The sequence below is a fragment of the Methylobacterium brachiatum genome (genome assembly GCF_020523825.1).
In the GTDB taxonomy this organism is placed as follows: Bacteria; Pseudomonadota; Alphaproteobacteria; order Rhizobiales; family Beijerinckiaceae; genus Methylobacterium; species Methylobacterium brachiatum.
The window spans coordinates 1-21,398 of record NZ_JAJALK010000010.1; the positions used below are offsets into that span (position 1 = coordinate 1).

General features: G+C 70.6%; 16 protein-coding genes. 7 read left to right on the top strand and 9 right to left on the bottom strand.

Annotated features, from left to right (window positions below; genetic code table 11):
* Nucleotides 1-693 precede the first annotated feature (693 nt).
* The 3 genes from LGR69_RS20510 to LGR69_RS20520 all read left to right on the top strand — a co-directional run bounded on the left by LGR69_RS20510 (nt 694) and on the right by LGR69_RS20520 (nt 4,197).
* A complete protein-coding gene (locus LGR69_RS20510) occupies nt 694-1,185 on the top strand; it encodes a Ros/MucR family transcriptional regulator (protein ID WP_230367186.1) in 492 nt (163 codons plus the stop codon).
* 123 nt (nt 1,186-1,308) lie between these two features.
* Nucleotides 1,309-2,766 carry a DegQ family serine endoprotease gene (locus tag LGR69_RS20515; RefSeq protein WP_230367187.1) on the top strand — a complete coding sequence of 486 codons (1,458 nt, stop codon included), beginning with the start codon at nt 1,309-1,311 and terminating at the stop codon, nt 2,764-2,766.
* Nucleotides 2,767-2,853: 87 nt separating this feature from the next.
* Nucleotides 2,854-4,197, top strand: coding sequence for a replication-associated recombination protein A (locus LGR69_RS20520; protein WP_230367188.1), 1,344 nt, complete (start codon nt 2,854-2,856; stop codon nt 4,195-4,197).
* Nucleotides 4,198-4,204: 7 nt separating this feature from the next.
* Here LGR69_RS20520 and LGR69_RS20525 read toward each other — a convergent pair whose 3' ends face one another.
* Entirely contained in the window at nt 4,205-4,669 is a 465-nt protein-coding gene (locus LGR69_RS20525; protein ID WP_007560463.1) for an Lrp/AsnC family transcriptional regulator, read from the bottom strand.
* Nucleotides 4,670-4,866: 197 nt separating this feature from the next.
* Between LGR69_RS20525 and LGR69_RS20530 the strand changes: the two genes are divergently transcribed.
* Both LGR69_RS20530 and ggt read left to right on the top strand, forming a co-directional pair.
* On the top strand, nt 4,867-5,877 hold the full coding sequence (locus tag LGR69_RS20530; RefSeq protein WP_007560465.1) for a 1-aminocyclopropane-1-carboxylate deaminase: 1,011 nt from the start codon (nt 4,867-4,869) through the stop codon (nt 5,875-5,877).
* A gap of 558 nt (nt 5,878-6,435) precedes the next feature.
* Complete coding sequence (gene ggt, locus LGR69_RS20535; protein ID WP_230367189.1) at nt 6,436-8,205, top strand: gamma-glutamyltransferase; 1,770 nt, start codon at nt 6,436-6,438, stop codon at nt 8,203-8,205.
* 111 nt (nt 8,206-8,316) lie between these two features.
* Here ggt and purD read toward each other — a convergent pair whose 3' ends face one another.
* The 3 genes from purD to LGR69_RS20550 form a co-directional block, all read right to left on the bottom strand.
* The gene (gene purD / locus LGR69_RS20540; RefSeq protein WP_230367190.1) at nt 8,317-9,594 is read right to left on the bottom strand and encodes a phosphoribosylamine--glycine ligase; all 1,278 of its coding nucleotides are present in this window, start codon (nt 9,592-9,594) and stop codon (nt 8,317-8,319) included.
* 148 nt (nt 9,595-9,742) lie between these two features.
* Entirely contained in the window at nt 9,743-10,051 is a 309-nt protein-coding gene (locus LGR69_RS20545; protein ID WP_122160084.1) for a hypothetical protein, read from the bottom strand.
* 75 nt (nt 10,052-10,126) lie between these two features.
* Nucleotides 10,127-11,356, bottom strand: coding sequence for an oxalate decarboxylase family bicupin (locus tag LGR69_RS20550; RefSeq protein WP_122160083.1), 1,230 nt, complete (start codon nt 11,354-11,356; stop codon nt 10,127-10,129).
* 306 nt (nt 11,357-11,662) lie between these two features.
* Here LGR69_RS20550 and LGR69_RS20555 point away from each other — a divergent pair, with 306 nt between their 5' ends.
* Both LGR69_RS20555 and LGR69_RS20560 read left to right on the top strand, forming a co-directional pair.
* Nucleotides 11,663-12,934, top strand: a complete 1,272-nt coding sequence (locus LGR69_RS20555) for an efflux RND transporter periplasmic adaptor subunit (RefSeq protein WP_230367191.1) — start codon at nt 11,663-11,665, stop codon at nt 12,932-12,934.
* Nucleotides 12,935-13,108: 174 nt separating this feature from the next.
* Nucleotides 13,109-15,538 (top strand): membrane-bound PQQ-dependent dehydrogenase, glucose/quinate/shikimate family, encoded by a 2,430-nt coding sequence (locus tag LGR69_RS20560; protein WP_230367192.1) that lies wholly within the window; start codon nt 13,109-13,111, stop codon nt 15,536-15,538.
* Nucleotides 15,539-15,625: 87 nt separating this feature from the next.
* Here the strand turns inward: LGR69_RS20560 and LGR69_RS20565 are convergent, their stop codons facing one another.
* The 5 genes from LGR69_RS20565 to ytfQ form a co-directional block, all read right to left on the bottom strand.
* On the bottom strand, nt 15,626-16,573 hold the full coding sequence (locus LGR69_RS20565) for a dihydrodipicolinate synthase family protein (RefSeq protein WP_007560479.1): 948 nt from the start codon (nt 16,571-16,573) through the stop codon (nt 15,626-15,628).
* Nucleotides 16,574-16,693: 120 nt separating this feature from the next.
* Nucleotides 16,694-17,710, bottom strand: a complete 1,017-nt coding sequence (gene yjfF / locus LGR69_RS20570) for a galactofuranose ABC transporter, permease protein YjfF (protein WP_230367193.1) — start codon at nt 17,708-17,710, stop codon at nt 16,694-16,696.
* Entirely contained in the window at nt 17,710-18,681 is a 972-nt protein-coding gene (locus tag LGR69_RS20575; protein WP_091864489.1) for an ABC transporter permease, read from the bottom strand. Before LGR69_RS20575 ends, yjfF begins: the two co-directional genes overlap by 1 nt.
* Entirely contained in the window at nt 18,681-20,219 is a 1,539-nt protein-coding gene (locus LGR69_RS20580) for a sugar ABC transporter ATP-binding protein (protein ID WP_230367194.1), read from the bottom strand. Before LGR69_RS20580 ends, LGR69_RS20575 begins: the two co-directional genes overlap by 1 nt.
* Before the next feature lie 35 nt (nt 20,220-20,254).
* On the bottom strand, nt 20,255-21,220 hold the full coding sequence (gene ytfQ, locus LGR69_RS20585; RefSeq protein ID WP_370881389.1) for a galactofuranose ABC transporter, galactofuranose-binding protein YtfQ: 966 nt from the start codon (nt 21,218-21,220) through the stop codon (nt 20,255-20,257).
* Between the last annotated feature and the right edge of the window lie 178 nt (nt 21,221-21,398).

Below are 21,398 nucleotides of genomic sequence, written 5' to 3' on the forward strand. Positions count from 1 at the left end.
CGACTCAACCCATCGGAAAACCGGGCTCGCTAACGCGAGCCGGGTTTTTCGTGTTCGGGGCCACGCGTGCCTGCTTCGCTCGGTCGATGGGGCAGCTTTGTGGGTGTGAGCCTGTATTACGGGCCGCCGGCTCGGCCGGTTCCGGCTGGCGATCCGCGCGCATCGCGGCCTCGAAGCCCGGCCACGGTCTCGCACTGGATGGGTCCTCGCGAGACGGCCTCTCGCGGGGCGGGTCGAACCCTGTCCGAGGTGACAGGCCGAGGCCCGTGTTGCGTCGGCCTGCCGGGGGCGATGGGCACGCTGGGGTTGCGCAAAGCGTCCCCCGTGCAGCGGGATTCACGCGGCGATACGCGGCTCCGCTTTCCGTTCGCCCCGAAAAGAACCGATGCTGCACCAGGCCAAGTCTCTATTGCGTCAAGCTCGGCCGGATCAGCCATGTAATATCTGTCTCTGCCTCGACGTTTCGGTGGGCGCACCGACATCGATTGTGCACAAGCCATACTGCGGACAACCGTTTTCCTTGAGGTTGATCCCTCAATGTAGCGGTTCTTGCGCTGTTTCCGAATGTATAAGTCGATACCGAATTCGAGCCTTGACGGTTCATCGAAAAGCGATTGTATCTGCCCGCGGGATCGCGACGTTGTGCTTGCGTTCTCGACAGTTTCGACATCACGAAGAGGCGGCGGACAGGTTATGAATCGAGTCGAGGACGACAAAAGCCGCTTCGTTACGCTCGCATCCGAGATCGTCTCGGCCTATGTGAGCAACAATCACGTGCAGAGCGCGGATCTCCCGAAACTGCTCAACGACATCCACGGCGCGATCCGGGGCGTCTGCGTCGGGGCCCCGGCGGTCGCGGCCCCGAACAAGCCGAGCGCGCAGGAGATCCGGCGTTCGGTGACGCCCGACTTCCTGATCTCGTTCGAGGACGGGAAGCCCTACAAGACCCTGCGCCGCCACCTGACCCTGCGGGGCCTGACCCCGGAGGCCTATCGCGCCAAGTGGGGCCTCGATGCCGCTTACCCGATGACCGCCCAGAGCTATTCGGAGCAGCGCTCGCAGCTCGCTCGCTCGCTCGGCCTCGGCCAGCAGCGCCGGAAATCCGCCGCGCCGGCCGCCGAGCCGGAGGAGCCGGCCCCGGCGCCCACCAAGAGGCGCGGTGCCCGCCGCAAGGAAGACGCCTGACCGGACCCGACCGCGGGCTTCCGGCAACGGTGTCGTGGGCCTGCCGCAATCGGCTCCGATAGCGTAAGGCCGCACGGCGCGCCGCCGATCGCACGGCGCGCCGACCTGCCGCCGGAGCCCTGCATGCTGACCCGCCTCGTCCTGCCCGCCCTCGTCGCAACCCTGCTGGCCGCCGGCCCCGCCGGAGCGCAGATGGCCCGCACCGAGGCCCCGGCCGCCCCGAAGGAGGGGACGGCCAAGACGGTCCCGCTCAGCCGGACCGACATCCAGCTCTCCTTCGCCCCGGTGGTGAAGCGGGCCGCCCCCTCGGTGGTCAACGTCTACGCCTCGCATGTCGAGAAGCGCTCCAACGCGCGCACCAGCGCCATGGAGGAGTTCATGCGCCGCTTCTTCGGCGAGCCGGAGGGCGGCCGCGGCCCCCGGGGCGACCGGGCCCAGCGGTCGCTCGGCTCCGGCGTGCTGGTCGATGCCGACGGCCTGGTCATCACCAACAACCACGTCATCGACAACATGAACGAGGTGCGGATCGCGCTCTCCGACCGCCGGGAATTCGAGGCGACGATCGTGATGCGCGACACCCGCACGGACCTGGCGGTGCTCAAGCTCAAGGAAGCTCCGAAGAACCTGGTGCCGATGCCGTTCGGCGATGCCGACGCCCTCGAGGTCGGCGACTTCGTGATGGCGATCGGCAATCCGTTCGGGGTCGGCCAGACCGTGACGCAGGGCATCGTGTCGGCGCTGGCGCGCACGCAGGTCGGCTCGGCGGATTACCAGTACTTCATCCAGACCGACGCGGCGATCAACCCGGGCAATTCGGGCGGCGCCCTGGTCGACCTGCGCGGCCAGCTGGTCGGCATCAACACGGCGATCTACTCGCAATCCGGCGGCAGCCACGGCATCGGCTTCGCGATCCCCGTCGGCATGGTCAAGGCGGTGGTCGACGCGGCTCGCGACGGCGCGAGCGTGGTGCGCCGGCCCTGGCTCGGCGCGCGCATCCAGAGCGTGACCCCCGACATCGCCGACAGCATGGGCCTCGACCATCCCACCGGCGTGCTGGTGGCGAGCCTGCAGCCCAAGAGCCCCGCGGACGAGGCCGGCCTGAAGCGCGGCGACCTGATCCTGACGATCGACGGCCAGGAGGTCGCCGACCCGGAGGCGTTCGGCTACCGCTTCGCGCTCAAGGGCGTCCAGGGCCAGACCCGGTTCGGGATCCTGCGCGGCACGGCCCGCCAGACGGTCACGGTCAAGCTCGCCCCCGCCCCGGAGACGCGCCCGCGCGACGTGCTCAAGGTGCGCACCCGCTCGCCGTTCCAGGGCGCGACCCTGGTCAACACCTCGCCGGCGGTGGCCGAGGAGCTGCAGGTCGATTTCCCGGCCGAGGGCGTGGCCGTGCAGGCCGTGGACGAGAACTCCATCGCGAGCCGGCTCGGCTTTCAGAAGGGCGACATCGTCGTGGCGGTCAACGGCGTGCCGGTGGCGACCACCAAGGACCTGGACCGGGTCACCCGCAACACCCTCAATTCCTGGGAGGTCGTGATCAACCGCAACGGCGAGATCATGACCTCGGTGTTCGGGGGCTGAGCCGGACGGGGCGCGTCCGGCTCATGGCCGTGGGCAAGGCCCGGATCCCGGGTTGCGCCCGCCGCCGGGCCCGGTGTTGATGCACGGATGTCCGACCTGTTCGCCTCCGCCGAGCCCCCATCGGGACCGGAATCCGGCCACGCCCCCGTCGCGGCGGCGAGCCGCCCGCTCGCGGACCGGCTGCGCCCGCAAAGCCTCGCGGAGGTCGTCGGCCAGGAGCACCTGACCGGGGAGGGCGGGGCGCTCACCCGCCTCCTGCGCGGAAAGAGCCTCGGCTCGCTGATCTTCTGGGGACCGCCCGGCACCGGCAAGACCACGGTGGCGCGGCTCCTGGCCCAGGGCACCGACCTGCATTTCGAGCAGATCTCGGCGATCTTTTCCGGCGTGCCCGACCTGCGCAAGGTGTTCGAGGCCGCCCGCAAGCGCCGGACGACCGGGCAGGCGACCCTGCTGTTCGTCGACGAGATCCACCGGTTCAACCGGGCCCAGCTCGACGCCTTCCTGCCGGTGATGGAGGACGGCACCGTCACGCTGGTCGGCGCCACCACGGAGAACCCGTCCTTCGAGCTGAACGCGGCCCTGCTGTCGCGGGCCCGGGTGCTGCTGTTCCGGGCCCTCGATCCGGGCGCGATCGCGCGGCTGCTGGTCCGGGCCGAGGCGCTGACGGGCCAGGCCCTGCCGCTCACCGAGGAGGCGCGGGGGGTGCTGGTCCGGATGGCCGACGGCGACGGCCGCGCGGCGCTAACGCTCGCCGAGGAGGTCTGGCGCTCGGCCAGCCCGGGCGAGATCCTCGACGCCGACGCGTTGCAGGAGATCGTGCAGCGGCGGGCGCCGATCTACGACAAGGCCCAGGAGGGCCACTACAACCTGATCTCGGCCCTGCATAAGACCGTGCGCGGCTCGGATCCGGACGCGGCGCTGTACTACCTGTGCCGGATGCTCGATGCCGGCGAGGATCGGCTGTTCATCGCCCGCCGGCTGGTCCGGATGGCGGTGGAGGATATCGGGCTGGCCGACCCGCAGGCCCTGGTGGTGGCCAACGCCGCCAAGGACGCGTTCGACTTCCTCGGCAGCCCCGAGGGCGAGCTGGCCCTGGCCCAGGCTGCGATCTACCTGGCCTGCGCGCCGAAATCGAACGCGGTCTACACCGCCTACAAGGCCGCGACCCGGCTGGCCAAGGAGGCCGGCTCCCTGCCGCCGCCGCGCACGATCCTCAACGCGCCGACCAAGCTGATGAAGCGGATCGGCTACGGCGAGGGCTACCGCTACGACCACGACGAGCCCGACGCCTTCTCGGGCCAGGATTACTGGCCGGACGCCCTCGGGCGCCAGCACCTCTACGCGCCCACCGAGCGCGGCTACGAGACCCGCCTGGCCGAGCGCCTCGCCCGCTGGGAGGCCCTGCGCAAGGAGCGGCGCGGGGAAGGGTAGGGCGGCGTCACAGGTCGAGCGGCGCGTTGTCGATCACCTCCTTCATCACGAAGAAGGTCCGGGTCTGGCGCACCCCCGGCAGGCCGATCAGCGTGGCGCTGTGGAGCCGGTTGAAGTCGGCCATGTCGGAGACGCGGACCTTCAGGATGTAGTCGAAGTCGCCGGCCACGAGGTGACAGTCGAGCAGCACGGGGATCGCCCGCACCGCCGCCTCGAATGCGGAAAAGCTCTCCGGCGTCGAGCGGTCGAGCACGACGCCGACGAAGACCAGGGTGCCCCGGCCGACCCGGGCCGGATCGACCAGCGCCCGGACCGCCCGCACGAAGCCCTCCGTGAACAGACGCTGGATCCGGCGATGGCAGGTCGCCGCGCTGGTGCCCGAGCGCTCGGCGATCTCGGCATTGGCCATGCGCCCGTCCGCCTGCAGCAGGCGCAGGATCTTGAGGTCGATCCGGTCGAGCCCTGCGGACATGACGGTTTCTTTCGTTTTTTTGCCGATTTCCGGACGATTTCTCACCCATCGCCGCGATCGATGCAAGTGAGCGCTCATCGGCAGGCCAAGATCGAGAGCACCTTTCAAGCCATCCGGGGTAGTTTTCTGCCGTAACCCGAAGGCGGCCGGGCCGGGTGGAAGACAACCCCGGCGGCTGGAAGACCCGGAGAGACCCGATGCTGCAAGATTTCGAGCGCTATCCCCTGACCTTCGGCCCGACGCCGATCGAGCCGCTCAAGCGGCTCACGGACCATCTCGGGGGTGAGGTCGAGATCTACGCCAAGCGCGAAGATTGCAATTCGGGCCTCGCCTATGGCGGCAACAAGCTGCGCAAGCTCGAATACATCGTGCCGGACGCGATCAAGAGCGGCGCCGACACCCTGGTCTCGATCGGCGGCGTGCAGTCGAACCACACCCGCATGGTCGCGGCGGTGGCCGCCAAGATCGGCATGAAGTGCCGGCTGATCCAGGAAGCCTGGGTGCCTCACGAGGATGCCGTCTACGACCGGGTCGGCAACATCCTCCTGTCGCGGATCATGGGCGCGCAGACGCAGCTCGTGGATGACGGCTTCGACATCGGCATCCGCGACAGCTGGAAGCGCGCGCTGGCCGAGGTCGAGGCCGAGGGCGGCAAGCCCTACGCGATCCCGGCCGGCGCCTCGGTGCACAAGTATGGCGGGCTCGGCTATGTCGGCTTCGCCGAGGAGGTGCGCAAGCAGGAGGCCGAGATGGGCCTGCGCTTCGACTACGTGGTCGTCTGCACGGTCACCGGCTCGACCCATGCCGGCATGCTGGTCGGCTTCTCCGCGGATGGGCGCGCCCGCAACGTCATCGGCATCGACGCCTCCTGCACCCCGGCCCAGACCAAGGCCCAGGTCCTCGAGATCGCCCAGAACACCGCCGCCCTGGTCGGCGCGGGCGACATCGTCGCCGACGACGTCGTGCTCAACGAGGATTACGCCTACCCGGTCTACGGCGTGCCCTCGCAGGAGACCGTCGAGGCGATCCGGCTCTCGGCCCGGCTCGAGGGGATGATCACCGACCCGGTCTACGAGGGCAAATCCATGCAGGGCATGATCGACCTCGTGAAGAAGGGCTTCTTCCCGAAGGGCTCGAAGGTGCTCTACGCCCATCTCGGCGGCGCGCCGGCGCTGAACGGCTACAGCTACACGTTCCGCAACGGCTGAGGCCGGTCAGCCAAGCGCCGCACCTCCCGCATCCCCCTCATCCTGAGAGGGTGTGAGTCTTTCGGTTCTGCACCTGTGAAAGGCGCCGCGGCGCTTCTGGGACAATCCAGCCTGGCACACGAGCCGAGGCGGGACGTCTCCCGCAGGTTTTGGGCTGGGGTCGATGATCGAGCGCGACACGCCCCCTCTCCCGGGCGGGAGAGGGCTGGGGTGAGGGACCAGGCTTATCCGGAGAGGTCGCATCCCTCACCCTGTCCCTCTCCCGCACGGGAGAGGGGACCCGAGCCTGGTCCTAGGGCACAGGCCGGTCCGGGACCGCTCGGGTGCTCGGCTCGCGAGGCGGGTCGAAGGCCGACCGATCGAAAGACTCACAACCTCTGAGGCGCCTGCGCCAGCGGGCCTCGAAGGGGCCCTCTAGGAATCATGAGGCTTCTGGAGCCCTCTTTCGAGGCCTTCGCTCCGCTTCGGGACCTTATGATGCGGGTGTGGTTGGGAGCCGCGACTCCGGCGCGTGGCCCCCTATATGGCAGCGCCGGACCCGCATCAGAGAGAGCCTGGATGATCGCACCGGCACGCGCGCTGCTCCTCGGGCTTCTCGTCACCCTCGGAGGCCCCGGGGCGCGGGCCGCCTCGGGACCGGCCGTGGAGGCCGAGAACGGCATGGTGGTGTCGTCCCAGCGCCTGGCCTCCCAGGTGGGCGCCGACATCCTCAAGGCCGGCGGCAACGCCATCGATGCCGCGGTGGCGGTGGCCTATGCCGAAGCGGTGGTGAACCCGTGCTGCGGCAATATCGGCGGCGGCGGCTTCCTGGTCCTGCACCGGGCCGACGGGCAGAGCCGCTTCATCAATTTCCGCGAGAAGGCCCCCGGGGCGGCCAGCCGCGACATGTATCTCGACGCCGCCGGCAACGTCGTGAAGGGCGCGAGCCTGCGCGGCTGGAAGGCGGCGGGCGTGCCCGGCACCGTGCTCGGCCTGAACACTGCGCTCGCCGAATACGGCACCCTGCCGCTGGCCCGGGTGATGGCCCCGGCGGTGGCGCTGGCCCGGGACGGCTTCGTGCTCACCCGGGGCGACACCGACATCCTGGATTTCGGCGCGAAGCTGTTCGCCGGGCAGGCCAACGTCGCGCGGGTCTTCCTGCGCCCGGACGGCAGCTCCTGGCGGCCCGGCGACAGGCTGGTCCAGGCCGGCCTCGCCCGCACCCTCCAGGCCATCGCCGCGGGCGGCTCGGACGCGTTCTACACGGGCGAGATCCCCCGCCAGGTCGAGGCGGCATCCCGGGCGGGAGGCGGGCTGCTGACGGCGGCCGACTTCGCCGCCTACACGGTGACCGAATCCGAGCCGCTGAGCTGCCGCTACCGGGGCGCCACCATCCTGTCGGCGCCCCCGCCCTCGTCCGGCGGCACGACGTTGTGCGAGATCCTCACGATCCTCGACGGCTACGACCTGCGGGCGGCCGGCTTCAACTCAGCCCGGACCGTGCACCTGATGGTCGAGGCGATGCGACGCGCCTTCGCCGACCGCAACATCCTGCTGGGCGACCCGGATTTCGGGCCCAACCCGGTGGCGCAATTGCTGTCGCCGGCCTACGCGGAGAAACTCCGGGCGACGATCCAGCCGGACCGGGCGACCCCGTCGGCGGATATCCGCCCGGCCCCCGAAAACCTCCCGCAGGAGAAGCCCGAGACCACCCATATCTCGGTGATGGACAGAGCCGGCAACGCGGTCTCGCTGACCTACACGATCAACGGCTATTTCGGCGCCGGGGTGATGGCGGGCGAGACCGGGTTCTTCCTCAACGACGAGATGGACGACTTCACGGTCAAGCTCGGGGTGCCGAACCTGTTCGGCCTGGTCCAGGGTGCCCGGAACGGGATCGAGCCGGGCAAGCGCCCGCTCTCGTCGATGGCGCCGACGATCGTGCTGCGCGACGGCAAGGTCGCCCTGGTGGCGGGCTCGCCCGGGGGCTCGCGGATCATCACGATCAACGCCCAGACGCTGATCAACATGCTGGATTTCGGCATGGAGCCGCAGGAGGCGGTGGACGCCCCGCGCATCCATCACCAGTGGCTGCCCGACACGGTCTATGCCGAGCCGTTCGCGCTCTCGGCGGACACGCAAGCCATCCTGCGGGGCATGGGCCACACGATCGTCGAGCAGAAACCCTGGGGCGCGCAGGAGCTGATCGCCATCCGCGCGGCCGTGCCGGATGCCGCCGACGTGGCCACCTCGGGCAACGACGCGACCCGCACGGAGCGGATGCGCCCGGGCCTGCTCTACGGCGCCAACGACAATCGCCGTCCGGCCGGTGCAGCCATCGGCGAGTAACGGGTTCCCAAAGGGCAAGCCCTTTGGCGGGGGTTCGGGGGGCGGAGCCCCCGAAGACAGCGGGCTCCGCCCGCACCCGCAAAAGGTCCCGGACCTTTTGAAACCAGGACTTTAGCCCCGCTCGGCGGCTTCCCGGGCGACTTCGCGGAATCCGATGTCGCGCCGGCAGAAGCCCTCCGGCCAGTCGATCCGGGCCACCGCCGCGTAGGCGCGGTCCTTGGCGTCGGTGACGCTGTCGCCGAGCGCCGTGACCGCCAGCACCCGGCCGCCATCGGCGAGCAATTGCCCGCCCTCAGCCCGGGTGCCAGCCTGGAACACGAACACGCCGTCGCCCTCGGCCGCCTCGACGCCCCTTATCACCGAGCCCCGGACCACGGCGCCCGGATAGCCGGCCGCCGCCATCACCACGGTGAGGGCGGCCCGGTGCGCGTCGAATTCGAGCGTGATCCCGGAGAGGTCGCCCTCGCTGGCCGAGAGCAGGGCCGGCACGAGGTCGGAGGCGAGGCGGGGCATCAGAACCTGCGCCTCGGGATCGCCGAAGCGGGTGTTGTACTCGATGAGCTTGGGACCGTCCGCGGTGAGCATCAGGCCGGCATAGAGGATGCCGGTGAACGGGCAGCCGCGCGCCCGCATCCCGGCGAGCGTCGGCATGATGATCTCGGCCATGACCCGGGCCTCGATCTCCGGGGTCACCACCCGGGCCGGGGAATAGGCGCCCATGCCGCCGGTATTGGGGCCGCGGTCGCCGTCGAACACGCGCTTGTGGTCCTGGGCGGTGCCGAGCGGGATCGCCCGGGTGCCGTCGCACAGCGCGAAGAAGCTCGCCTCCTCGCCGAAGAGACATTCCTCGACCACCACCTCGGCGCCGGGCTCGTCGAAGAGCGACGTGAGGGCGTCATCGGCCTGGTCCAGGGTCTCGGCGACGGTGACGCCCTTGCCGGCGGCCAGCCCGTCGGCCTTCACGACGATCGGCGCACCCTGCCGGCGGACATAGGCGAGCGCCGGCTCGAGTTCGGTGAACCGCGCGAAGGCGGCGGTGGGGATGCCGCAGGCGGCGCAGAGATCCTTGGTGAAGCCCTTGGAGCCCTCGAGCCGGGCGGCGTCGCGGGTCGGGCCGAAGGTGCGGATCCCGGCGATCTTCAGGTCGTCGACCAGCCCGGCCACCAGCGGCGCCTCGGGCCCGACCACCACGAGGCCGATCGATTCCGCGGTGCAGAAGGCCGCCACCGCGGCGTGGTCGGTGACCTTGAGGTCCGGCAGGTTGGTGCCGTGCCGGGCGGTGCCGGGATTGCCCGGCGCCGTGAACAGGCGGGTACAGAGCGGGCTCTTGGCCAGGCGCCAGGCCAGCGCGTGCTCGCGTCCCCCCGAGCCGATCAGCAGAATGTTCATGCGCGCGCCACCATGGGCCCTGCTTCTGGGCCAAGCGTGCGGACGGGAAAAGGTTTTTTTCGGGCTGTCCCCGCTATGCCGGGATTTCTGCCCCGGCATCGTCCGGTCCCGAAAGCCGGCGGCCGCCGTTCGGGACGAGGCCCGCCGCTCAGCAGCCGATGCACACACTCGTGTTGAGCCCGCCCCGGGGCGCCCGCGCGATCCCGTGCCGGCCGACCCGGCGCCCGCCATAGACGCCGTAGACCGGCGCGTGCGGCTGGAACTGGACGTTGCGCTGGAACTGCTGGTTCAGCGTGTTGTAGTCGGAGACCCGCTGCTGGTTGAGGGTGCGGATCTGGCTCTGCAGGGCGAACGAGGCGTTGGCCGCGTTCGGGTCGTTCGGCTGCACCTGCGCCCGGGCGGCGCCCGCCGGGAGGGCGAGCGCCAGGGCGAGGAACGCGCGGGGGAAGGCGCGCATCTGTCTCTCCGTGATCAGGCCTGAATATTGTCCATCCCATCGACGCATCCAGGCTCGATCAGGTTCCTGGCCGCGTCAACCCGGCACGACCGGCGTCTTGGTCTGCGACAGGGCGTCGATCTGTTTGGGATCCAGCCCGGTATGGGCCTGCACCAGGGGATGCGGGGTCAGCGCCAGCCACTGGTTCAGCGAGATGTCGGCGTAGCGCGGGCTCTTGAACATCTCCAGGAAGGTCAGCGTCGTGTCGCCAGTATTCTCGATGTAGTGACCCATGGCGTAGGGCACGTAGCCGACGTCGCCGGCCTGGTAGTCGAAGGTGCGGGCCTTCGATTCCGAACCGAACACCGTCATCCGGCCCTTGCCCGAGAGGTAGTACTGCCACTCGTCGCTGTTGGGGTGCCAGTGCAGCTCGCGCAGCCCCCCGGGCTCGACCTCGACCAATGCCGCCGCGATCGTCACCGAGGCCGGAAACACCGTGGAATCGGTGATGCGCACGCGCCCGCTCCTGGTGCGGATCGGCTCCTGCGCCAGCATCCGGTGGCTGAAGGTCTTCGGGACGTCGCCGGCGCCGCCCATCTTGTCGGCCGCGAGCGGGCCGGGCGTCGGCCCGGGGAAGATGTAGAGTTCCTTCTCGGGGATCTTGGCCAGCGCGCTCTCGGGCACGCCGAGGTTCTTGGCCAGGATGTCTTTCGGCGTGTGCGCCAGCCAGTCGGTCAGCAGGAAGGTCGAATCCTCCGAGAAGCCGCCGTCGTCGAACACCAGCAGGAACTCGCAGCCGTCGACCCCGTCGGCGGCGAGCCCCTGGATCGAATGCGGGATGCCGCCCGGGAAGTACCAGAGGTCGCCCTCGCCGACATCGTCCGCGAAGGTGCGCCCGTCCTGGTCGACCGCGGTGATCCGGGCCTTGCCCTTGATCATGTAGGCCCACTCGGCCTCCTTGTGCCAGTGCATCTCGCGGACCACGCCGGCCTTGAGCCGCATGTTGACCCCGGCCATGGCCTTGGAGATCGGCAGCTCGCGCACCGTGGTCTGGCGCGCCCAGCCGCCCTCTTCCAGGCGCATGTGGCTGTCGCTGAACGACCATTTCAGGTTCGGCATCGTGCCGTGGTCGGTGGCCGGCGGCGCCTGGGTGAAGGGCTCCTCGGCGGCCCGGGGATCGTTGGTCGGGCCCAGGATGTCGGCGCCCTTCGAGCCGCGCCGGGGCAGGGGGGCGGCAGGAGCGGGGGCGGTCTGGGCCAGGGCGGGGGATGCCATCATCGCACCGCCGGCGGCGGCGATCATGGAGCGCCGGGAGATCTCGGTCATCGCGTCTCGGTCTGTTGAAGCGCGCCGTCGAAGCGGGGACCGGTTCGGCGTCCGCGCGCGGTGGAACACGGGCGCGGAGCCAGGCTCGCTCGCCCCACGATCGGGCCGCTCCGGCTCCGTCGCGAGGGTAACCGGCCGGTTCACCGGAGGATCCAGCACATGATCGTGCGCTGCGGCATCTCGCCCGGACCCCGGGCGTGGTCTATGAATTGAATACGATATTGGATGTGCTCCGGTCGGCGGGCGCCGGCCGCAGGGCGGGGCGCCCCTGCGACGGAGGACGTTCGGCGCGACCCGAGGACCAGGATGGCGGACCGGGACAGTTCAGCCGCGCGCGAGGCCGGCGGCCCCGCGCGACGCGGCCGCCTGTGGGTCGGCCTGCTGGCGCTGGCGGGAGTCGGGTTCCTGGGCTACCGCCACTGGCCGGACCCGTCCCGGGCGGCGACCCCGCCGTCCCAAACGGCCCCGAAACCCCAGACCGTGCGGGTCGCCAAGGCCCAGCGGGCCTCCGACACGCTCAGCCTCACCCAGACCGGCACCGCCCAGGCCTTCGACACGGCGAGCCTCTATCCCCGGGCCACCGGCTACATCGTCGAGCGCAAGGTCGATATCGGCTCGCACGTGAAGAAGGGCGACCTGCTGTTCCGGATCAGCGCGCCGGATCTCGACCAGCAGCTCGTCCAGGCGCAGGCGCAGGTGCTGCAATTGCAGGCGGCGCTGATCCAGGCGCGCGCGATGGTCGACCAAGCCGAAGCCAACCGCCACCTCGCGGACGTGACCAACCGGCGGACCTCGACGCTCGCCGGCACCGGCGCCGAGACCCGGCAGAATGCCGACACCTCGCAGGCCGGGGTGCTGGCGCAGAGCGCCAATGTCGACGCCGTCAAGGCGGCCGTGAAGGTCGCGGAGGCCAACATCGCCGCCCAGGAGGCCCAGGTCGCCCGGCTCAAGGTGCTGACGGGCTTCGAGGAGATCCGGGCGCCGTTCGACGGGGTCGTGACCACCCGCAACACCGATGTCGGCGACGCGGTCACGGCGGACACCAATACGGGTGCGCCGCTGCTGACGCTGGCCCGGGACGACGTGCTGCGCCTGGCGGTGAACGTGCCGCTCTACGCGGCCGACGGCGTCCGCGACGGCCTGGAGGCCAAGGCCGAGGTGGCGCAGCTCCCCGGGAAGGTCTTCCCCGGCCGGGTCTCGCGCTCGTCGACGACCCTGCTCCACGCCTCCCGCACCCTGGTGACGCAGGTCGACATCCCCAACCCCGACCGCGCCCTCCAGGCCGGCCTCTACATCACCCTGACGCTGGCGATCCCGCGGGTCTCCCCCGCCGTGACGGTGCCGAGCGACGCCCTGATCTTCGACCAGAACGGCACCCGGGTGGCGGTGGTGGAGTCGGGCCAGGACGGGAGCCGGCGGGTGCGGATGCGCCCGGTCACGATCTTCCGCCAGACCGGGTCCACGCTGGAGCTTCGCACCGGCCTCGACGGCGGCGAGCAGGTCGTGGTCGGGCCGCCGGCCTCATTGCGCGACGGCGACGCGGTCGCCCTGCGGGCGGAGGGCAAGGCCGGGACGTGAGGAGCGGCCGGGCTGCGGGTCCCGCCCTCGGTCCGCCGCCGTACGAACCGCACAGCTTGAGGCCAGCTACAGCGAAGATAAGCCGCCCGACTCGGGGCATTGCGCGGGTATTCTGTCCGGCATCCCCCAAGATCCACCCTTTTCGTCCGGATCAAGAGAGCGGGTTCCATCGCAATGGCAGTCAAACTCCTGGGATTGTTGACAGCTATACTGGGCTTAGCCCTGATCGGCTTCGGATACAAGCTTGCGTCGGTCGGCGGATCGGCGTTCTACGTCTGGATCGGCCTCGGCCTGCTCGCCGCCGGGATCCAGCTCGCCCGGCGCCGCCAGAGCGGGTTCTGGCTCTACGCGCTCACCCTGGCGGCCGCCTTCGCCTGGACGATCCAGGAGGTCGGCTTCGACAAGTGGCAATGGATCCCGCGCGGCGCGCTGATCCTGTTCCTCGGCCTGCTGCTGTCCCTGCCCTTCGTGCCGTCCGGCCTGCGGGACGGGCCGCGCGACCCCTGGGCGCCGCGCTTGGGGAACGGGCCGCTGGCCCTGCGCGCCGTCGTGGCGCTCCTGACGATCCTGGGTGTCGCGGCGTGGTTCGTCGATCCGGTCGAGACGCGGGGCAGCCTGCCGAAGGTCGCGCAGGCCGGCAACGCCGCCATCGACCCGAGCGGCGTCCCCTATCCGGCCGACGACTGGGTCGCGTATGGCGGCACCAATCTGGGCCAGCGCTACTCGGCGCTGAAGGACATCGATACCGGCAACGTCCGGACCCTGAAGGTCGCCTGGGAGCACCATACCGGCGACCTGCGCGAGGGCGACAGCAAGGATTCGAAGGAATACACCTTCGAGGCGACGCCCATCAAAGTGAACGGGCTGCTGTATCTCTGCACCCCGCACAGCATCGTCCAGGCGCTGGAGCCGGAGACCGGCAAGCTGGTCTGGGCCTTCGATCCCAAGATGCAGCGGGACGCCCAGTACCAGCACCAGACCTGCCGCGGCGTGTCCTACAACGACTCGGCCGCCTACGCGCCGCCGGCCGAGGCCGATCCGGCCACCGCCCAGGCGGCCGCGGCGGCCATCGCCGAATGCCCGCGCCGGATCATCGCGGCCTCGGTGGACGCCAAGCTCTACGCCCTGAACGCCGATACCGGCGCCCCGTGCAGGAGCTTCGGCACCGACGGCGCGGTCGATCTGAAGGCGCAGATGCCCGGCCTGCAGCGGGCGACCTACCAGCAGACCTCGGCGCCGCTGGTGACCCGGGACCTCGTGATCCTCGGCAGCGCCATCGCCGACAATTACTACGAGACCAACCCGTCGGGAGCGATCCGCGCCTACGACGTGCGCACCGGCGCGATCGTGTGGAAGTTCGACGCCGGCAAGCCCGACGACACCGCGCCGCTCAAACCGGGCGAGCTCTACGAGCCGAACTCGGCGGTGGCCTGGACCCAGCTCTCGGCCGACGAGGGTTTGGGCCAGGTCTACGTGCCGTTCGGCAACCGCTCGCCCGACCAGGTCGGCGTGTCCCGGTCCAAGACGGACGAGGCCTTCATCGACGCCCTGGCGGCCCTCGACCTCAAGACCGGCCGGCTGATCTGGAAGTTCCAGACCGCGTATCATGACCTGTGGGACCGGGATAACCCGTCCCAGCCGGTGCTGCTGACCCTGCCGCACAAGGGTGAAGCGGTGCCGGCGATCCTGATCCCGACCAAGATCGGCAACATCTGGGTCCTGGATCGCCGCACGGGCGAGCCGATCGTGCCGGTGGAGCAGATGAAGGTCTCCACCCAGACCGACATCCCGGGCGAGACCCTGTCGCCGGTCCAGCCGATGTCGGCGCTGAACTTCACCCCGGCGCCGCTCACCGAGGCGGCCATGTGGGGCACGACGCCGTTCGACCAGATCCAGTGCCGCATCGCGTTCCGGTCGAACCGCTACGACGGCAACCCGTTCACGCCGCCCCAGGCGTCGGGCGGCTCGATCGTCTGGCCGGGCAATATCGGGGTGTTCAACTGGGGCTCCGTGGCCGTCGATCCGGTCAACCACTGGATGATCGCGACGCCGCAATACCTACCCTACATCTACCAGCTGTACCGGCGCCCCGCGGGCGAGCCGAACAAGCGGCTGTTCTCGACCGATCCGGAATCCAAGCCCGGCAACGAGAATCTCGGCGGCCCCTACGCGGTGTCGATCGCCCATATGCGCTCGGCCCTCGGCGTGCCCTGCAACGCGCCGCCCTGGGGCGTGCGGGTCGGGGTGAACCTCGCGGACGGCACCACGGCGTGGAAGCACCGCAACGGCACGGTGGCGGGCCAGAAGGTCGCCGGCCTCGCCGTGCCGATCCCGTTCGAGATGGGCATGCTGGCCCATGGCGGCACCCTGACCACGGCCGGCGGCGTCGCCTTCGCGGGCGCCACCCTCGACGACCTGATCCGCGGCTACGACATGCAGACTGGCGAGACCCTCTGGTCCATGAAGCTGCCCGCGGGCGGCCAGGCGACGCCGATGACCTACCGGGGCAAGGACGGGAAGCAATACGTGGTGATCGCCGCCGGCGGCCACGGCTCGCTCGGCACCACGCCGGGCGACTCGGTCATCGCTTACCGGCTCGACTGAGCGGAGATTCCAAAGGGCTGAGCCCTTTGGCGGGGTATCGGGGCAGAGCCCCGATGATGCAGGGCTCTGCCCTGCACCCGCACACGGTCACAGACCTTGTGAATCCGACAGCTTCGCCCGCGCATCCGTGCGGGCGAGGCGGGCCAGCAGGTACTCGATCTCGGCCTTGGCCTGCGGGGTGAGCGCCTGGGACGGCTTGCGCTGGGCGTCAGACGAAAAAATCCCCCGGCGCTGGAACACGTATTTGCGCACGGCGAGGCCCAGCGGGCCCTGCTGCTGCTCGTAGCGCAAATAGGGCAGGTGGGCGTCGAACAGGTCGTGGGCGGCGTCGCGCTCGCCGGCCCGGCCGAGGCGGACCACGTCGACCAGCATCTCCGGGAAGGCGTAGCCGGTATTGGCCCCGTCGGCCCCGCGCTCGGTCTCGAAGTCCAGGAACAGGCCGCCATTGCCGACCAGGATCGCGATGTGGCGCATCGAGCCGTCGGCCTCGAAGCCCCGCAGGGTCGAGATCTTCTCCAGCCCCGGCCAGTCCTCGTGCTTGAGCATCACGCAGGACGGGTTCTCGGACACGATCCGGCGGATCACGCCCGGTGTCATCTGGACCGAGAAGGTGAGGGGGTAATCCTGCAGGACGAAGGGCACGTCCGGCCCGATCGCCTCGACGGCGTTGCGGTAATAGCCAACCACCTGGTCGTCGGTGCGCAGGGTGTTCGGCGGCGCGATCATCACGCCGGCCGCGCCCATCGCCATCACCTCGCGGGCGAGCGCCCGCATGGCCGCGAAGCCCGGCGCCGTCACGCCGACGATCACCGGCAGCCGGGTGCGCCCGAGGACCTGCTTCGCGACGGCGAGCCCTTCGTCATGGTCGAGCTTGCCCGCCTCGCCGAGCTGGCCGAGGATGGTCAGGCCGTCGACGCCCGCGGCCCCGAAAAAATCGGTCATCCGGTCGAGGGAGACCGCGTCGATCCGGCCGTCCGGATGGAACGGCGTCGGGGCGATCGGCACGACGCCGCGGAGATCGCTGGTGAGGGGCATGCCGGTTCTGTCCTCCGTCGCGCGGCAAGGGGGCAGCCGAGGGGGCGGCCGCGCGGGCGGGGATCATAGGGCATCCCGCGGAAAGGTGGTCGCCGGCTGTGCCAAAAAGATCCGGCGCCGTCAGGGCCGGGCCTCGGCCGGCCGGACGACCGGCTGCTGCCCGGCGCGGGGGCGGGCGGCCCGACCGGAGCGCCCGGCCAGGGCCACCGAGCCCTGCTGCAGGGCGATGAAGGCGAAGAGCAGCAGGCCGGTGGCGATCTTGGTCCACCAGCTCGACAGGGTCCCGTCGAAGGTGATCGCCGTCTGGATCAGGCCGCCGATCATCACGCCGAGGAACGTGCCCAGGATGCCGCCCTGGCCGCCGGTGAGCAGCGTGCCGCCGATCACCACGGCGGCGATGGCGTCGAGCTCGACGCCCACCGCCGAGAGCGGGGTGCCCGAGGCGGTGTCGAGGGAGAACACGATCCCGGCGAGCGCCGCGAGCAGGCTCGACAGGGCGTAGATCGCGATGGTGTTGCGCCCGACCCGCACGCCCATCAGCCCGGTGGTGTGGCGGCTGCCGCCCAGCGCGTAGACGGTGGCGCCGAAGCGCGTGGCGTGGAGCAGCACCCCGCCCACCAGGAAGACGGCCAGCATCACCCCCGCCGTCAGGGTCAGGCGCCCGCCGCCGGGCAGGCTCAGGGACAGGTCGGCGACCGCGCTGTAGAGGGGCGCGTTGATCGGGACCGACTCGGTGGAGAGCAGGAAGCCCGCGCCCCGGGCCAGGAACATGCCGGCCAGGGTCACGATGAAGGGCGGCATTTCGAAGATGTGGATCAGCGCGCCCATCGCGGCGCCGAACAGGGCGGCGGCCCCGAGCACGATCGCGAAGGCGGCGAGCGGCGGGATCCCCCAGCGCTCGATGGCGAGCGCCAGGAACACCGTGGTGAACCCGACCACCGAGCCGACCGCGAGGTCGATGCCGCCCGAGATGATCACGAAGGTCGTGCCGACCGCGACGATGCCCAGGAAGGCGCTGTCGGTGAGCAGGTTGCCGACCACCCGGGTGGTCAGGAAGGCGGGGAACTGCGTCGCGCAGAGGCAATAGCCGGCCGCGAACAGGAGCGCGGCGACCAGGACCGGAAGGTTGCGGCTCATCACGGCTTCCGCAGCAGCAGGGTCAGGCCCGAGAGGCGGGGCGACTGGAGCAGGAGCACCGCCAGCACCACCGCCGCCTTGACCACGAGGTTCAGTTCCGGCGGCAGGCCGGAGAGCAGGATTCCGGTGTTCATCGCCTGGATGATGAAGGCGCCGAGCACCGCCAGCCACAGGCTGAACCGCCCGCCGAGCAGGGACGAGCCGGCCACCACCACGGCCAGGATCGCGTCGAGCTCCAGCCACAGGCCGGCATTGTTGGCGTCCGCGCCCAGGATGTCGGCGGCCGCGACCACGCCGGCGAGCGCCGCGCAGAGGCCGCTCCAGGCATAGACCGCCACCGTCACCGACCGTGTGTCGATGCCGGCGAGCGCGCTGGCCCGGGCATTGCCGCCGGTCGCCTCGATCATCAGGCCGAGCGCCGAGCCGCGCACCAGGGCGAGCGTGAGGAGCAGCATGACGAGGACCAGCACCACCGGCATCGGCACGCCGAGCAGGGCTCCCCCGCCCAGGAAGGCGAGATCGGGCGACGTGAAGGTGACGATGCGCCCCTCGGTGATCAGCTGGGCGATGCCCCGGCCGGCGACCATCAGGATCAGGGTGGCGACGATCGGCTGGATCCGCAGGCTCGCCACCAGCAAGCCGTTCCACAGCCCGCAGGCGAGCCCGGTGCCGAGGGCGGCGGCGAGGACCACCGGGAGGGGGTAGCTGTCCGCGAGGCTGGCCGCGACCGCGCCCGCGATGGCCATCACGGCGCCCACCGACAGGTCGATGCCGCCGGTGGCCACCACCAGCACCATGCCGAGCGACAGGAGCGCCACCGGCGCGCCGCGGTTGAACACGTCGACCAGGCTGCCGAACAGGCGCCCGTCCTGGAGATGCACCGCGAGGAATTGCGGCGAGGCGAGCCGGTCGGCCAGGAGCACGGCCGCGAAAGCGAGGAGCTGGGGCGCTCCGGAGCGAAGGACGCGCATCAGGCGGGTTCCGGGACCGGTGCGGGCGCTGCCTCGGCAGCGATCGCCCGGAGGATGGCGGTGAGGTCGACCGCGCTGCCGGCGAGCTCGGCCACCTGGGCCCGGTCGCGCATCACGATCACCCGGTCGGAATAGGTCACGATCTCCTCGAGCTCCGAGGAGATCACCAGGAGGGCGAGCCCCTCGTCGCAGAGCCGGCGGATCAGCCGGATGATCTCCGCATGGGCCCCGACATCGATGCCGCGGGTCGGCTCGTCGAGGATCAGCAGGCGCGGCTCGGTGGCGAGCCAGCGCGCCAGCAGGGCCTTCTGCTGGTTGCCCCCGGACAGGAGCCCGATCGGCCGCTCCGGATCGGGCGGGCGGATGTCGAGCATCGCGATGAAGTCGCGGGCGATCTTGTCCTGGGCCACCCGGCCGAGGGGCCGGAACGGGCCGCGCCGGGCCTGCAGGGCCAGCACGATGTTCTCCCGCACCGTCAGGTCGGCGACGATGCCCTCGGTCTTGCGCTCCTCCGGGCAGTAGCCGAACCGGTGGCGCAGGGCGTCCCGGGGGCCGCCGATCTGGACCGGCTTGCCGTCGAGCCGGATGCGGCCGCGATCGGCCCGCTCGGCGCCGAACAGCAGGCGGGCGGTCTCCGTCCGGCCCGAGCCGAGGAGGCCCGCGAGGCCCACCACCTCGCCGCTGCCCACCGTGAGGTCGATGGGCTGGAGGTAGCCGGCCTTGCCGAGCCCTTCCGCCTGCAGGACCGGCGTCCCGGATCCGGCGCGGGCCGGCCGGTCCGCCTGCTCCACGCGCGCCTCGGTCTCGGCGAGGTCGTGGCCCAGCATCGTGTGCACGAGCTCGATGCGCGGGAAGCGCGCGGTCTCGCGCTCCGTCACCAGCCGGCCGTTGCGCAGGACCGTGATCCGGTCGGTGATCGCGTAGACCTGCTCCAGGAAGTGGGTCACGAAGACGATGCCGATCCCCCGCTCGGCAAGGCGGCGCATCACGCCGAACAGCACCGTGACCTCATGGGTGTCGAGGCTCGCGGTCGGCTCGTCGAGGATCAGCGCCCGGGCCGAGAGATCCACCGCCCGGGCGATCGCCACGAGGTGCTGCACCGCCACCGGGTAGCGTCCCAGCGGCGCGCCGACATCGATCGACAGGCCGAAATCCGCGAGCAGCGCGACCGCGCGCCGGCGCATCTCCCGGTTGCGCACGAGGCCGAACCGGGTCGGCTCGCGGCCGAGGAACAGGTTCTGGGCCACGGTGAGGTTCGGCAGCAGGCCGACCTCCTGGTAGACCGTGGCGATGCCCGCCCGCGCCGCGGCTTCCGCCGAGCGCGGGGCGATCGGCTCGCCGTCGAGCCAGACCTCGCCGGCATCGCGCCGGACGACGCCGGTCAGGGTCTTGATGAAGGTCGATTTGCCGGCGCCGTTCTCGCCGAGGAGGGCGTGGATCTCTCCCCGGCGCAAGGTGAAGTCGACCCCTGCGAGGGCCTGGTGCCCGGCAAAGCTCTTCGAGAGCCCACGGACGGTGAGCAGGACGGAATCGGACACGATGCGATCGCAGAGGTCGGGCGGCGCGGGGCGCGTCAGTAGCCGAGGTTCTTCTTGCTGTTGTAGACCTTCATCGGGTCGTCGGCGGCGGTGTAGAGCTTCGACTCGGTCTGGATCCACTTGGGCGGGACGGTGCCCTTCTCCTTGTAGGCCTTGAGCGCGTCGAAGGCGGGGCCGGCCATGTCGGGAGTGAGCTCGACGGTGGCGTTGGCCTCGCCGGCGGCCATCGCCTTGAAGATGTCGGGCACGGCGTCGATCGAGACCGTCAGGATCTCCTTGCCGGGCTTGAGGCCGGCCTCCTTCATCGCCTGGATGGCGCCGACCATCATGTCGTCGTTGTGCGCGTAGACCGCGCAGATCGCGCGGCCGCCCTCCGCCTTGATGAAGCTCTCCATCACCTCCTTGCCCTTGGCCCGGGTGAAGTCGCCGGTCTGGCTGCGCACGAGCTTGATGTTGGCGTGGGGCGCGATGGCGGCGTCGAAGCCCTTCTTGCGGTTGGTGGCGACGCTGGCGCCGACCGTGCCCTGGAGCTCGACCACGTTGCAGGGCTTGTCGCCGACCGTCTTGGTCAGCCAGGTGCCGGCGACCCGGCCCTCCTCGACGCTGTCGGAGGTGACGGCGGTCAGGTAGAGGTCCTTGCCGGCGGGATCGATGTCGCGGTCGAGCAGGATCACCGGGATCTTCGCGTCGCGCGCTTCCTTGAGCACCGCATCCCAGCCGGTGGCGACCACCGGGGCGAGCAGGATCCCGTCAACCCCTTGCGCCACGAAGGACCGGATCGCCTTGATCTGGTTCTCCTGCTTCTGCTGCGCGTCGGCGATCTTGACGGTGATGCCGCGCTTCTTGGCCTCGTCCTTGGTCACGGTGGTCTCGGCGGCGCGCCAGCCGGATTCGGAACCGATCTGCGAGAACCCGACGGTCAGCGAGGCCGCCTGGGCCCCGCCGGCCCACGCGAGAAGCGCGCCCGCGAGCATGGCCTTGATGGAAATGGTCCCTCTCATCGACGTCCCCCCGTTCGAATGTTTCCGCCGCCTCTTCAGGACGATCGGTCAGCATATGTATGACATATGCACGGCGCGTTGAACAGCCGCATCCCTCGGGTTGCCGACCGCGCCGCCAAGTCCCCGAGCGCGGCGCTATTCGCACCGGCCTATCGGCCGCGCGACCGGTAGAACAGCA

Bases quoted from the DNA above. Each gene is read 5' to 3' on its own strand.
- LGR69_RS20510 (WP_230367186.1), top strand. From the start codon at position 694: ATGAATCGAGTCGAGGACGACAAAAGCCGCTTCGTTACGCTCGCATCC.
- LGR69_RS20515 (WP_230367187.1), top strand. From the start codon at position 1,309: ATGCTGACCCGCCTCGTCCTGCCCGCCCTCGTCGCAACCCTGCTGGCC.
- LGR69_RS20520 (WP_230367188.1), top strand. From the start codon at position 2,854: ATGTCCGACCTGTTCGCCTCCGCCGAGCCCCCATCGGGACCGGAATCC.
- LGR69_RS20525 (WP_007560463.1), bottom strand. From the start codon at position 4,669: ATGTCCGCAGGGCTCGACCGGATCGACCTCAAGATCCTGCGCCTGCTG.
- LGR69_RS20530 (WP_007560465.1), top strand. From the start codon at position 4,867: ATGCTGCAAGATTTCGAGCGCTATCCCCTGACCTTCGGCCCGACGCCG.
- ggt (WP_230367189.1), top strand. From the start codon at position 6,436: ATGATCGCACCGGCACGCGCGCTGCTCCTCGGGCTTCTCGTCACCCTC.
- purD (WP_230367190.1), bottom strand. From the start codon at position 9,594: ATGAACATTCTGCTGATCGGCTCGGGGGGACGCGAGCACGCGCTGGCC.
- LGR69_RS20545 (WP_122160084.1), bottom strand. From the start codon at position 10,051: ATGCGCGCCTTCCCCCGCGCGTTCCTCGCCCTGGCGCTCGCCCTCCCG.
- LGR69_RS20550 (WP_122160083.1), bottom strand. From the start codon at position 11,356: ATGACCGAGATCTCCCGGCGCTCCATGATCGCCGCCGCCGGCGGTGCG.
- LGR69_RS20555 (WP_230367191.1), top strand. From the start codon at position 11,663: ATGGCGGACCGGGACAGTTCAGCCGCGCGCGAGGCCGGCGGCCCCGCG.
- LGR69_RS20560 (WP_230367192.1), top strand. From the start codon at position 13,109: ATGGCAGTCAAACTCCTGGGATTGTTGACAGCTATACTGGGCTTAGCC.
- LGR69_RS20565 (WP_007560479.1), bottom strand. From the start codon at position 16,573: ATGCCCCTCACCAGCGATCTCCGCGGCGTCGTGCCGATCGCCCCGACG.
- yjfF (WP_230367193.1), bottom strand. From the start codon at position 17,710: ATGAGCCGCAACCTTCCGGTCCTGGTCGCCGCGCTCCTGTTCGCGGCC.
- LGR69_RS20575 (WP_091864489.1), bottom strand. From the start codon at position 18,681: ATGCGCGTCCTTCGCTCCGGAGCGCCCCAGCTCCTCGCTTTCGCGGCC.
- ytfQ (WP_370881389.1), bottom strand. From the start codon at position 21,220: ATGAGAGGGACCATTTCCATCAAGGCCATGCTCGCGGGCGCGCTTCTC.